Source organism: Nocardioides hungaricus (genome assembly GCF_054782915.1).
Genome location: NZ_BAAGRO010000020.1, coordinates 19,441 through 31,418, shown reverse-complemented (window position 1 = coordinate 31,418; position 11,978 = coordinate 19,441). Strand labels below are relative to the sequence as shown.

Genomic DNA, 11,978 nt, shown 5'->3' with positions numbered 1-11,978 from the left:
GTAGGCTGGTCCCGGGTGCGCCGGGAAGTCTGGTCGGCAGTCCTGCCGCCGACCCCCGAGGAGCACCATGGGCCTGTCCCTCCTGCGCCGCGAGGCCACCGGCGGGCTGCTGCTGATCGGCGCCGCCCTGATCGCGCTGGTGTGGTCGAACACCGGCTGGTCGGGCTCCTACGACGACCTGCGCGACCTCGAGCTCGGCCCGCTGACGCTCGGCTCCTGGGCCTCCGACGGGCTGCTCGCGATCTTCTTCTTCGTGGTCGGCGTCGAGGTCAAGCGCGAGCTCGTCGTCGGCGACCTGCGCGACCCCCGGCGCGCCGCCCTCCCGGTCGCCGCCGCGGTCGGCGGCATGGCCGTGCCGGCCGCAATCTACGTGCTCTGGAACCTCGGTGGCGGCGACCTGGCCGGCTGGGCGATCCCGACCGCCACCGACATCGCCTTCGCGGTCGCCGTCCTCGCCGTGATCGGGACCCACCTGCCCGCCGGGCTGCGCACGTTCCTGCTCACGCTGGCCGTCGTCGACGACCTGCTCGCGATCACGGTGATCGCGCTCTTCTACACCGACGACCTCGCGCCGCTCTGGCTGGTCGCCGCCGCGCTCCCGGTCGCCGCCTTCGCCGTCCTCGTCCGGCGGGGGTACGGCGCCTGGCTGCTCGTCCCGGTCGCGGTGGTCGCCTGGTGGCTGGTGCACGAGTCCGGCGTGCACGCGACCGTGGCCGGCGTACTGCTCGGCCTCACGGTGCCGGTGGCCCGTGCCGACCGGTTCGAGCACGTCGTGCGCCCGGTCTCGGCCGGCCTCGCCGTACCCGTCTTCGCGTTCTTCGCCGCCGGGGTCACGATCGGCGGCCTCGACGGGCTGCGCGGCGCGCTCACCGATCCCGTCGCGCTCGGCGTGCTGACCGGCCTCGTCGTCGGCAAGCCGGTCGGCATCGCGGGCTCGACCTGGCTGCTGGCGCGGTTCACCCGGGCCGACCTCGACGAGCGGCTGAGCTGGGTCGACGTGGCCGGCATGGCGATGCTCGCGGGCATCGGGTTCACCGTGTCGCTGCTCATCGGCGAGCTGGCCTTCGGCACCGGCACGCCCGCGGACGACCGGGTGAAGGTCGCCGTGCTGACCGGGTCGCTGGTCTCGGCGCTGCTCGCGACCGGGGTGCTGCGGATCCGCAACCGCGCCCACCGGCGGGATTCTGTAGGGTGACGCGCATGGCGACGAACCCCGTCCAGGACGACGATCCGACCATCGGCCGACTGGTCCACGACGCCACCCGCGACATCTCCTCGCTGGTCCAGAAGGAGATCCAGCTCGCCAAGTCCGAGCTGAAGGTCAGCGTCAAGGCCGGCGGCACGGGCCTCGGGCTGTTCGCCGGCGCGGCGTTCCTCCTGGTGCTGGCGATCATCATGCTCTCGGTGTCGCTGGCCTACTTCATCAACTGGAACGGCGACGGGCTCGCCCTGCACTGGGCGTTCCTGATCGTCTTCGGCGGCTACCTGCTGATCGCCGCGCTGCTCGTCCTCGTCGGCGTGCGCCAGGTCAAGAAGGTGCGCGCCCCCGAGCGGGCGATCGAGCAGGGCAAGGAGATCCCCAAGGCTCTCAAGGGCCGGCGCTGACTCACCCTGCGCATCCGCCCGTCGAGACCTCGACGGAGTTGCCCCGGCCCGCCTGGGCCGCGGCCGATACCTGGTCGGCGGTGAGCGCGTAGCCGGTGTCGTGGTCGGTCACCGAGGCCGCGAAGACCACGCCCGCGACGTCGCCGGCCGAGGTGACGATCGGGCCGCCGGAGTTGCCGGGGAGGATCCGGCCGCGCAGCGAGAACACCTCGCGGATGACCGCGCCGTCGCCGTAGATGTTGGGCGAGCGCAGCCGCTGCTCGGCGCGGACGCGGGCCGCGGCGACCTGGTAGGGGCCGTCCTGCGGGTAGCCGAGGATGGCCACGCCGTCCTCGGCCTCGACCCCGTTGTCGAACGTCAGCGGCGTGATGTCGCCGCTGTCGAAGGCGAGCACGGCCACGTCGATGTCGGGGTTGTAGTAGACGGTCTCGGCGTCGAGGCTCTCCTCGCCCACCACCACCTCGGGGTCGGCGATGCCCGCGACGACGTGCGCGTTGGTCATCAGCCGGTTGTCGGCGTACACAAACCCGGAGCCCTCCACCCCCCGGTCGCACTGGTTGGTGCCGCGGACCTTGAGGACCGCCGCCTCGGCGCGCTGGACGTCGGGGTCGGTCAGCAGCCGCTTCGGGCCGGGGCCGACGTCGACGATCCGCTCGGGCGCGAACGGCTCGAGGTAGCGCGGGAAGAAGCTGGTGCCGACGACGTCGTTGAACGCCTGGAGCGCGTTGCCGGCGGAGTCCGGGAGCACCTGGTCGACCTCGCCGAGCACGGCGGAGCCGCGCACCAGCGGGGTGATGCCGCCGATCCGCGAGCCGGAGATCGCGACGCCGAGCGCCCACGCGACGAGCAGCACCGCGAACGCGCTGAGCAGCGCGCCGCCTACCGCGTCGAGCGCGCGCACCGGCTGCCACGTGATCCGGTCGCGGATCCGGCTGCCGGCGAACTGGAGCGTCGCCTGGCCGAGCGAGGCCGCGAGGATCACGATGAACAGGGCGCCGAGCGAGACCATCAGCGACGGGTTCGCGTCGCCGAGGGCCACCGGCGCGAGCCAGACACCGAACAGGCCGCCGAGGAGCAGGCCGCCGGTCGCGAAGGCGCCGGTGATGAAGCCCTGCCAGTAGCCCGACAGCGCGTAGGCGAGGACGAGGACGACCAGCAGCCAGTCGAGCAGGTTCACGCGCCCTCCTCGGCGTCGTCGCCGGCGTCCTCGATGTCCAGCAGACGGGTACGCCGAAGGTCAGCCTGCAGCATGCGGGCCGGGAGATCGCGGACCCGGGTCTCGTCCCACGGGCGCGTCCACCCGAGGAAGTCGAACAGCCGGGCGATGATCCCGCCGGTGAACCCCCACAGGATGACGTCCTTGCCGGGCCCGATGAGGAAGCCCGGGCTGCGGTAGTCGGCCCGCGGATGCCGCACCATGATGCGGTGCTCGGGGTCGAGGAGCTCCTCGATCGGGACGTGGTGGATCGCGTGCACCTCGGCCGCGCTGACGATCCGCACCGCCGCCGGCTCGCGCCACCAGCCGAGGATCGGCGTCACGGCGAAGTCGCTCGGCGGCAGCCACAGCTCGGGCAGCCGGCCGAAGACCTCGACCCCGGCCGGGTCGACGCCGATCTCCTCCTGGGCCTCGCGCAGCGCCGCCTCGACCTCGGTCTCGCCCGGGTCTACCGAGCCACCCGGAAAGGACACCTGGCCGGGGTGGGACCGCATGTCGTGGGCGCGCTCGGTGAGCAGCAGCTCGCCGCCTCGGTCGCCCTCGCCGAACAGCATCAGCACGGCACCGCTCCGCGCCGCGCCGCCCGGAGGCGGGGCGAACCTGGTCAGGTCGCCGGCCGAGATCGCCGCCGCACCCGCCCGCACCGGCTCCAGCCAGCCGGGGATCACCGGCCGGTCCCCGGACACACGTCGGCCACGGGCGCGGGCGGGGCGGCCCGTCTCACCCGGGTGATCATGCTCGGCCCTCGGTCTTCACCAGCTTCGCGGCGGCGACGGGGTCGGTCGGGCCCTCGCCGTACGACGGGCACCACCTCGTCACCGGGCAGGCGCCGCACGCGGGGTTGCGCGCGTGGCAGCGGCGGCGGCCGTGCCAGATCAGGTGGTGGCTGAGCATCGTCCAGTCCCGCTGGGGGAAGAGCGCCCCGACCGCGTGCTCGACCTTGACCGGATCGGTCTCCTCGGTCCAGCCGAACCGCCGGACCAGCCGGCCGAAGTGGGTGTCGACGGTGATGCCCGGGACGCCGAAGGCGTTGCCGAGCACGACGTTGGCGGTCTTGCGGCCGACGCCCGGCAGCTTCACCAGGTCCTCCAGGCGCGGCGGCACCCGCCCGCCGTGGTCCGCGACCAGCGCGGCGCTGAGCCTGAGCAGCGACTCGGACTTGGCGCGGAAGAACCCGAGCGGGCCGACGATGCCCTCGAGGGTGGCGCGGTCGGCGGCGGCCATCGCACGGGCGTCGGGGTAGGCGGCGAAGAGGACCGGACTCACGGCGTTCACCCGCCTGTCGGTCGTCTGCGCGGACAGCACGGTGACGACGAGCAGCTGGAACGGGTCGTCGAAGTCGAGCTCGCACCTGGCGTCCGGGTAGGTCTCCGCCAGGACCCGGTCGATCTTCCGGGCGCGCCGGACCAGGCCGGTGCGGGTCTCGGCGGCGGCGGGCACGGGCCATAGCGTACGGCGAGGCACGGACACCGCCGACCCGCGGCCGTTTCGGCCCGTGAGGGGGCGGCCGGTTCCTGTGAACTTTCCCACTGGATAGGATTCGCGGCGTACCCGCGTGCAGCGGGTCGTCTCGCAAGGAGGATCCGTGGACAACGACGTACTGCGCCGGGCCCCGCTGTTCAGCGCGCTCGACGACGAGGCCGCGACCGCGCTGCGGGCCTCCATGGCGGAGACGAAGGTGCGGCGCGGCGACGTGCTCTTCCACGAGGGCGACTCCGGCGACAAGCTCTACATCGTGCTCGACGGCAAGGTGAAGCTCGGGCGCACCTCCTCCGACGGCCGCGAGAACCTGCTCGCGATCCTCGGCCCCGGCCAGATGTTCGGCGAGCTGTCGCTCTTCGACCCGGGCCCGCGCTCGGCGACCGTGACCGCCGTGACGGACGCGTCCTTCGCCTCGCTCTCGCACGAGGACCTGCTGCGCTGGCTCGAGGGCCGCCCGACGGTCGCCCGCGGCCTGCTCGCCCAGCTCGCCGGCCGGCTCCGCAAGGCCAACGACGTGGTCGCCGACCTGGTCTTCTCCGACGTCCCCGGCCGCGTCGCCAAGGCGCTGCTCGACCTCGCCGACCGCTTCGGCCGCACCGCCGACGACGGCGTGCACGTCCACCACGACCTCACCCAGGAGGAGCTCGCCCAGCTCGTCGGCGCCTCCCGCGAGACCGTCAACAAGGCCCTCGCCGACTTCGCCTCCCGCGGCTGGCTGCGCCTCGAGCCCCGCTCGGTCGTGATCATGGACGTCGAGCGCCTGGCCCGCCGCGCCCGCTGACCGTCGAGTTGGGCCAGACTCGCCGTTGAGTTGGGCCTCGTTCGCCGTCGAGTCGGTTCAGAGTCCCGCGAGCGCCTCCCGGAGACGCCTGATCCAGACGTCGACGCGCTCCGGCGCGAGGTCGGCCTTGGTCAGCACGATGACCGTCCAGCCGAGCTCGCGCAGGCGCTCGCGCCGCCGGCGGTCGCGCTCGCGCTGCTCGGGCGTCGTGTGGAACTCCTCGCCGTCGTACTCGACCGCCACCCTGGCGTGCGGATAGGCGAGGTCCAGGCGGTACGTCGGCACGCCGTCGACCCGGACCCAGTGCTGGAGCACGGGGAGCGGGAGCCCGTGGTCGACGATCTCGAGCCGCACCCAGGACTCGGCCCGTGACTCGGCGCGCGGGTCGCCCAGCGCGACGATCGTGCGCAGGCGCCGGACACCGCGGCGCCGGAAGTAGCGGGGCAGCATCCGCATCATGTCCTCGACGGTGAAGCCGTAGGCACGCATGAGCGCATCCATCGCGCCCAGGGCAGAGCGCCGGTCGAGCTTGCAGCCCAGATCCATCGCGGTGCGGATCGGGGTCGTCACGCGGACGCCGTCGACCTCGCACCAGTCCCCCGGGCGCAGGTCGCGGGTGCCGCCGTCGCACTCGGGACGGTCGGTCGGGTCGTGCCCGCGCAGGACGTAGGACTCGATCGGCGGGAGCGCGTCGAGCTCGCGATAGTCGTGCACGTCGCAGCCGAGCACCCACGCCGCCGTACGGTCGCAGAGCACGGAGTGCGGCGAGACGACCAGCCGTGCCGCCCGGACGCGCAGCAGCGGCGTGTCCTCGAGGGCGGCGTCGACGTACACCCCATGGAGCACGCGGCGCACGAGCCGGAACTCGACGGCATCGTCGAGTCGGCGGCGGCTGATGCCGGCCGCGCGGGCCTGGGTCCAGGTGAACGGGGACGGCGGGAAGTCGGGCATGCCCCGGACGATCTCCGATGCGCAGGCATCGCGGAGCGCGCCGTACCCGACCTGTGGAGAACGAGGTCGTCACGACCGCCTGTGGAGAACTTCGGCCCAACTCAGGCGCGAGTCACGCCCAACTCAACGGCGAGGATGGCCCAACTCAGCGACCGGCGAGGTAGGCGAGCTGGGCGCGGACGGAGAGCTCGGCGGCACCCCACAGGGAGGAGTCGACGTCGGCGTAGACGACCTCGACGACGCGGCGGGGCAGGGTCGGGTCCTCGGCGAGGGCGGGCGAGAGAGGCACCGAGAGCTCGAGGAGGGCGCGCTCGACCTGGGCGAGCCGCTCGCGGCGGTGGGCCAGGTAGAAGTCGAGGACGCCGAGGGCGTCGTCGAGGACCGGGCCGTGGGCGGGCCACAGCGCGGTGACCTCGCCCGCGGCGGCGAGCGACCGCATCCGGGTGATCGACGCGAAGTACGGGCCGAGCTGGCCGTCGGGGTGGGCGACGACGGTGGTGCCGCGGCCGAGCACCATGTCGCCGGTGAGCAGGGCGCCCTCGGCGGGCAGCACGAACGACACCGAGTCGGCGGTGTGGCCCGGCGTGGTCAGCACCCGCAGCGACAGCCCGTCGACGACGACGTCCTCCCCGTCGACGAGAGGAGAGGCGCCGACGCACAGGGCGGGCGAGAGCGCCCGCACCGCGCAGCCCTTGCGAGCGGCGAACTCCGCCGCCACCTCGGCGTGGTCGAGGTGGTGGTGGGTGAGCAGCACCAGCCCGACGTCGCCGAGCTCGGCGGTCAGCCGGTCGAGGTGGCCGTCCTCGAGGGGCCCGGGGTCGACGACCACGCAGGCCGAGGCGCCCGGCTCCTGCAGCACCCAGGTGTTGGTGCCGTCGAGCGTCATGATCCCCGGGTTCGGCGCCAGCAGGCAGCGCGCCCGGGATCCGAAGGCCCCGTCCGACCAGGGGGTGCTCACGCGCGCCGCCGGGCGGCGACCAGCGGCCGCAGCCGGTCCGGAATCGACAGGGTCCACCCCTCGCCGAGCGGCTCGACCGACGGCGTGAACATCTCCACCGACCGCGACGCCGCGACCGCCAGCACCTCGTCCGGCGACGACAGCGAGCCCACCTCCATCGAGGTGAGGTACGTCGGAGGCATCAGCGCCAGCTCGCCCGCATCGGCCTGGGATGCGGCGACCCGGGCGGGCAGCCAGGTCACCGAGGACGACTCGGTCGAGACGTCGCGGGTCACCTGCCCGGTCGGCAGCGAGGCGACGAAGAACCAGGTCCGGTAGCGCTTCGGCTCGAAGATCGGCGTCAGCCAGGCGTCCCAGACGCCGAGCAGGTCGGTGCGCAGCACCAGCCCGCGCCGGTTGAGGAAGTCGGTCATCGACAGCGACCGCGACTCCAGCCCGACCCGTTCGGCCTCCCAGCCGTCGGCCGTCGTGTCCGCGACCACGTCCGTGGCGGACGTGCCGGCCAGCAGTACGCCGGACTCCTCGAAGGTCTCGCGCACGGCGGCGCACACCAGCGCCCGCGCGGTCTCCTCGTCGCACCCCAGCCGGGAGGCCCACGCGGCGGGCGAGGGACCGGCCCAGCCCACCGCCGCGTCGAAGTCGCGCGGGTCCACACCGCCGCCGGGGTAGACGCACATGCCGCCGGCGAAGTCCATCGAGACCTGGCGCCGCAGGTAGTACACCTCCGGCCCGGAGTCCGACGGCCGCATCAGGATCACGGTCGCGGCGTTGCGCGGCTCGACCGGCGCCTGCCGGCCGTCCTCGAACTCGCGCGCGACCTCGACGAGCCGGTCCGGCAGCGGGACCGGCGGCAGCGGGATCCTCATGCGTGGAAGCGGACGACGATCTCGACCTCGACCGGCGCGTCCAGCGGCAGCACGGGTACGCCGACGGCGGACCGCGCGTGCACGCCCGCATCGCCGAACGCCGTACCGAGCAGCTCGCTGGCGCCGTTCGCGATGCCCGGCTGGCCGGTGAAGTCGGCCGTCGACGCGACGAACGCGACCACCTTCACCACCTGGGCCACCTGGTCGAGGTCGCCGACGACCGACTTCACGGCGGCGATCGCGTTGAGCGCGCACTGCCGCGCGCACTCGACGGCCTCCTCCGCGCCGACCTCGCCGCCGACCTTGCCGGTGACCATCAGCTCGCCGTCGCGCATCGGCAGCTGGCCGGAGGTGAACACCAGATCGCCCGACACGACGGCGGGCACGTACGCCGCCACCGGCTTCGCGACCTCCGGCACCGCCAGGCCGAGCTCGGCGAGGCGGTCCTCGACCGCGCTCACCCCTCCACCGGCCGCTTGAAGTAGCCGACCAGGTTCTCGGGGCTCATGCCGGGCGCGATCTGCACCAGCTCCCACCCGTCCGCGCCGAAGTTGTCGAGGATCTGCTTGGCCGCGTGCGTGAGGATCGGCGCGGTCAGGTACTCCCACTTGGTCATGTCCCGCACCCTACCCGCGGGGGATCGATCACCAGAGGCCGACGTACGGCGCCAGCTGATTGCGCACCTCGTTGACCGCGAGCGCCACGAACAGCGCCGCGCACAGGGCGAGCAGCCCGTTGGAGAGCCGGCCGTTGCGCCACTCGGCCGGCACGCCGTCTCGGCGGCGGTTGAGCAGCACCAGCAGCGTGATGGCGAGGAACGGCATGAACAGCGAGCCGAGCACGCCGTAGGTCAGGATCAGCGCCACCGGCCTGTCGAGCAGCAGCAGGAGCATCGGCGGGAAGGTCAGCCACAGCAGGTAGCCGCGGAACAGCCGGCCGCCGGTGCGGGTCTCCTCGTCGCCGGACGGCAGGCCGCGCAGGTTGCCGACGAAGTCGGCGAACATCAGGCTCACGCCGCTCCACACGCCGATCAGCGACGACATCGACGCCGCCCAGAAGCCGACGAGGAACACGACGTGGAAGAACTGCCCGTAGCGGTCCTCGAGCACGTTCGAGAGGTCGACGAGTCCCTGGTCGCCGGCCGCGAGCGCGATGTTCGCGGAGTAGAGCAGCTCCGCGCCGATGATCAGCGTGCTCACCACGAACACGCCGGTGACGGCGTACGCGACGCCGTTGTCGATCCGCATCACCTTCATGAACCGCGGCGTCGACCAGTCCTTCTCGCGCAGCCAATAGCCGTACGCCGCCAGCGTGATCGTGCCGCCGACCCCGCCGGCGACGCCGAGGATGTAGAGCATGCTGCCGTCCGGGACGATCGGACGGAGACCGAGCACGATCTCCCTCAGGTTCGGCGTCGTGCGGATCGCCGCGCCGACGACGGCCACGAACATGATGCCGACCAGGCCGACCATGACCTTCTCGAACGACGCGTAGGAGCCGAACCAGACCAGCACGAGGCCGATCAGGCCCATCGCCACCGCGGTCCACCGCAGGCTGAGGTCGGGGAAGAGCGCGACGATCGGCAGCGCCGAGGAGGACATCGCGGTGGCGCCGTACACGAAGCCCCAGACCACGATGTACGGCGCGAAGTACCACGTCGTCCAGACGCCGATGCTGCGCCAGCCCTCGAAGATCGTGCGGCCGCTGGCCAGCGAGTAGCGGCCCGCGCCCTCGACGAGGATCAGCTTGAGCAGCGTGCCGAGCACCGCGACCCAGAGCAGGGTGTAGCCGTAGCGCGACCCGGCGACCATGGTCGCCACCAGGTCGGCGGCGCCGACGCCCGTGGCCGCGACCACGAGGCCGGGTCCGACCACCTTCCACTTGGCCGGGCGGTCCACGGGCTGCGTCTCGACAGTCATGCCCGCTTCTTACCCGACCTCTCGCGGGTCATTCGGCGAATGCGCAGAACTCGTTGCCCTCCGGGTCGGCCAGGACCGTCCAGCGGATGTCGCCGTCCGGTCCGCGCAGCACGGTCGCGCCGTGCTCGGCGAGGAGGCGTACGTCGGATACGTCGACGTCCCAGTGGATCCGGTTCTTCAGGGTCTTGGCCTCGGGCACGGGCACGAACACGAGGTACTCGAACGGCACACCGGGGATGTCCTCCACGGCCGCGACACCGTGCTCGGCGTCGTACTCCCAGCGACCGCCGAGCACCTCGGCCCACCACCGCGCCTGCACGGCCGGGTCGGCACCGTCGACGACGATCTCGTAGAGCCGCTCCTCGGGCACCTCCTCGCGCTCGAAGACGCAGAGCTCGCCGCCCTCGGGGTCGCGCAGCACCTGCCATCGGAAGGACGTGACGTCCTCCGGCGTCGCGCCGAGCGCCAGCGCGGCGCGGTGGTCGGCGGCGTGCACGTCGAGGTGCACGCGCTGCTTCGCGGTCACCGGCTCGGGCACCTGGTTGATCCAGACCGTGTGCCGCGGGGTCGGGCCGGTCAGCAGGACCGTGCCGTCCTCGCGCTCCCCCAGCGAGCGTCCGAGCAGCCCGGCCCAGAACCGCCCGATCAGCTGCGGGTCCACGGCGTCGACGCACAGGTCCTTCCACGAAGCGATCACTTTCGCATCATGCAGCAACCCGATTGACCTCAACCGCGATCGAGGTCCTACCGTCCTTCCGTGACCCTGACCGCTCCTGCCTCGCCGCGACCGCGACTGCTCTCGCCGGCGTACGCCGCCACGACGATCGGCATGTTCGCGCTGGTCGCGTTCTCGGCGTTCGAGGCGACGGCGGTCACGACCGTGATGCCGACCGTCGCGGCCGAGCTCGACGGCGTGAGCCTGTACGCGCTGTCGTTCGCCGCCCCGCTCGCCAGCGGCGTGGTCGGCATGGTCGCGGCCGGCGCGCGCAGCGACCGCCGCGGGCCGGTCGGGCCGCTGATCGCCTCGATGGTGCTGTTCGCCCTCGGCCTGGTCGTGTGCGGCCTCGCGCCGTCGATGGAGGTACTGGTCGCCGGCCGCGTGCTCCAGGGCCTCGGCGGCGGCGCGATGACGGTCTGCCTGTACGTCGTGGTGGGCCTGTGCTTCCCGGCCGTGCTCCAGCCGGCGGTGTTCGCGAGCTTCGCCGCGGCGTGGGTGCTGCCGGCGCTCTTCGGGCCGGCGCTGGCGGCGTTCGTCGCGCACGCCGCGGGCTGGCGCTGGGTGTTCCTCGGCGTCGTGGCGCTGGTCGCCGTGGCCGGGTTTCTCATCGCCCCGGCCCTGCGCGGGATCCAGCCCCGAGACGGCGACCAGCCGACCCCGTGGGGCCGGCTGGTGTGGGCGGTGGTCGCCGCCGTCGCGGTGCTGGCGCTCGAGCTGCTCGGCTCGCGCGAGGGCGCGGCCGCCGTACTGGCCGTGGCCGCGTTCGCACTGGTCGCGGTCTCACTGCGCCGGCTGCTCCCCGCCGGCAGCCTGGCCGGGCGGCGCGGGCTGCCCGCCGTGGTCGCCACCCGCGGCCTGCTGAGCGCGGCGTTCTTCTGCGCCGAGGCCTACATCGTCTTCGTCCTCCAGGAGCGGTGGGGCCTGACGCCCGGCACCGCCGGCCTCGCGCTGACCGCGGTCGGGATCGCCTGGGCCGCCGGCAGCCAGGTCCAGTCGCGCCTCGGGGACCGGGTCTCCCACCCGACCGCGATGACCGTCGGCAGTGCCCTGGTCGCCGCCGGCACCCTCGCCCTCGCCGTGGTCGTGCGAACCGACCTCCACCCGGCGCTCGCCGCAGCGGCGTACGTCGTCGCCGGAGCCGGCATGGGCTTCGGCTACCCGCGCACCAGCGTGGCGATGCTGGCGGTCTCCACCGACGACGACCGGGGCTTCAACTCCTCCGCGCTCTCGGTCGCCGACTCGCTCGGCGGCGCAATTGCGCTGTCTGTGTCGGGCGTGGCATTCGCGGCCGCGACCCGGACGGGCGCGGATGCGTTCCTCGCGGTCTTCGCACTGGCGCTGGTCCTGGGCGCGCTGTCGGTCGTCACCGCGCGACGGACCGCTGAGGTCCCCCTGGGCCGCTGAGCTTGTCGGGACGAGCGCCGGGTCTGGCAGCTCCCGCCCCGACGCAATTGCGCCGTTGTGGCGGTGCCTGGGCTGTCC

Annotated in this window: 14 protein-coding genes; 4 read left to right on the top strand and 10 right to left on the bottom strand. The window is 73.3% G+C overall.

Translation table 11 applies throughout. From position 1 onward, the window contains the following. Positions 1-67: 67 nt before the first annotated feature. Complete coding sequence (gene nhaA, locus ACYVKX_RS09180; protein WP_460831073.1) at positions 68-1,195, top strand: Na+/H+ antiporter NhaA; 1,128 nt, start codon at positions 68-70, stop codon at positions 1,193-1,195. A gap of 5 nt (positions 1,196-1,200) precedes the next feature. After that, positions 1,201-1,605, top strand: a complete 405-nt coding sequence (locus ACYVKX_RS09175) for a phage holin family protein (RefSeq protein ID WP_460831071.1) — start codon at positions 1,201-1,203, stop codon at positions 1,603-1,605. Between the two features lies 1 nt (position 1,606). On the opposite strand, the gene ACYVKX_RS09170 is transcribed toward ACYVKX_RS09175, so the two are convergent. From ACYVKX_RS09170 to nth, 3 genes are all read right to left on the bottom strand, one after another. Further along, on the bottom strand, positions 1,607-2,782 hold the full coding sequence (locus ACYVKX_RS09170; RefSeq protein WP_460831068.1) for a MarP family serine protease: 1,176 nt from the start codon (positions 2,780-2,782) through the stop codon (positions 1,607-1,609). Further along, complete coding sequence (locus tag ACYVKX_RS09165; RefSeq protein ID WP_460831066.1) at positions 2,779-3,489, bottom strand: NUDIX hydrolase; 711 nt, start codon at positions 3,487-3,489, stop codon at positions 2,779-2,781. The genes ACYVKX_RS09170 and ACYVKX_RS09165 overlap by 4 nt, the downstream gene beginning before the upstream one ends. 64 nt (positions 3,490-3,553) lie before the next feature. Beyond that, complete coding sequence (gene nth, locus ACYVKX_RS09160) at positions 3,554-4,261, bottom strand: endonuclease III (protein ID WP_460831063.1); 708 nt, start codon at positions 4,259-4,261, stop codon at positions 3,554-3,556. Positions 4,262-4,406: 145 nt separating this feature from the next. Here nth and ACYVKX_RS09155 point away from each other — a divergent pair, with 145 nt between their 5' ends. Beyond that, positions 4,407-5,084, top strand: a complete 678-nt coding sequence (locus ACYVKX_RS09155) for a Crp/Fnr family transcriptional regulator (protein ID WP_460831061.1) — start codon at positions 4,407-4,409, stop codon at positions 5,082-5,084. 57 nt (positions 5,085-5,141) lie between these two features. Here the strand turns inward: ACYVKX_RS09155 and ACYVKX_RS09150 are convergent, their stop codons facing one another. The 7 genes from ACYVKX_RS09150 to ACYVKX_RS09120 all read right to left on the bottom strand — a co-directional run bounded on the left by ACYVKX_RS09150 (position 5,142) and on the right by ACYVKX_RS09120 (position 10,475). Continuing rightward, positions 5,142-6,035 carry a DUF559 domain-containing protein gene (locus ACYVKX_RS09150; protein WP_460831058.1) on the bottom strand — a complete coding sequence of 298 codons (894 nt, stop codon included), beginning with the start codon at positions 6,033-6,035 and terminating at the stop codon, positions 5,142-5,144. 145 nt (positions 6,036-6,180) lie between these two features. Further along, positions 6,181-6,993 carry an MBL fold metallo-hydrolase gene (locus tag ACYVKX_RS09145; RefSeq protein ID WP_460831055.1) on the bottom strand — a complete coding sequence of 271 codons (813 nt, stop codon included), beginning with the start codon at positions 6,991-6,993 and terminating at the stop codon, positions 6,181-6,183. Continuing rightward, positions 6,990-7,859 (bottom strand): NUDIX hydrolase, encoded by an 870-nt coding sequence (locus ACYVKX_RS09140; protein WP_460831052.1) that lies wholly within the window; start codon positions 7,857-7,859, stop codon positions 6,990-6,992. Before ACYVKX_RS09140 ends, ACYVKX_RS09145 begins: the two co-directional genes overlap by 4 nt. Further along, positions 7,856-8,320, bottom strand: coding sequence for a RidA family protein (locus tag ACYVKX_RS09135; RefSeq protein WP_460831049.1), 465 nt, complete (start codon positions 8,318-8,320; stop codon positions 7,856-7,858). Before ACYVKX_RS09135 ends, ACYVKX_RS09140 begins: the two co-directional genes overlap by 4 nt. Then, complete coding sequence (locus tag ACYVKX_RS09130) at positions 8,317-8,475, bottom strand: DUF4177 domain-containing protein (protein WP_460831046.1); 159 nt, start codon at positions 8,473-8,475, stop codon at positions 8,317-8,319. Before ACYVKX_RS09130 ends, ACYVKX_RS09135 begins: the two co-directional genes overlap by 4 nt. A gap of 28 nt (positions 8,476-8,503) precedes the next feature. Then, positions 8,504-9,778, bottom strand: coding sequence for an Nramp family divalent metal transporter (locus ACYVKX_RS09125; RefSeq protein WP_460831044.1), 1,275 nt, complete (start codon positions 9,776-9,778; stop codon positions 8,504-8,506). 28 nt (positions 9,779-9,806) lie between these two features. After that, positions 9,807-10,475 carry a VOC family protein gene (locus ACYVKX_RS09120; RefSeq protein ID WP_460831042.1) on the bottom strand — a complete coding sequence of 223 codons (669 nt, stop codon included), beginning with the start codon at positions 10,473-10,475 and terminating at the stop codon, positions 9,807-9,809. 60 nt (positions 10,476-10,535) lie between these two features. Here ACYVKX_RS09120 and ACYVKX_RS09115 point away from each other — a divergent pair, with 60 nt between their 5' ends. Next, positions 10,536-11,900: an MFS transporter gene (locus ACYVKX_RS09115; RefSeq protein WP_460831038.1), complete on the top strand. Its 1,365-nt coding sequence runs from the start codon at positions 10,536-10,538 to the stop codon at positions 11,898-11,900. Positions 11,901-11,978 lie beyond the last annotated feature (78 nt).

Coding starts and splice junctions, on each gene's coding strand:
- ACYVKX_RS09150 (WP_460831058.1), bottom strand. CDS start 6,035: ATGCCCGACTTCCCGCCGTCCCCGTTCACCTGGACCCAGGCCCGCGCG.
- nhaA (WP_460831073.1), top strand. CDS start 68: ATGGGCCTGTCCCTCCTGCGCCGCGAGGCCACCGGCGGGCTGCTGCTG.
- ACYVKX_RS09140 (WP_460831052.1), bottom strand. CDS start 7,859: ATGAGGATCCCGCTGCCGCCGGTCCCGCTGCCGGACCGGCTCGTCGAG.
- ACYVKX_RS09125 (WP_460831044.1), bottom strand. CDS start 9,778: ATGACTGTCGAGACGCAGCCCGTGGACCGCCCGGCCAAGTGGAAGGTG.
- ACYVKX_RS09175 (WP_460831071.1), top strand. CDS start 1,201: ATGGCGACGAACCCCGTCCAGGACGACGATCCGACCATCGGCCGACTG.
- ACYVKX_RS09130 (WP_460831046.1), bottom strand. CDS start 8,475: ATGACCAAGTGGGAGTACCTGACCGCGCCGATCCTCACGCACGCGGCC.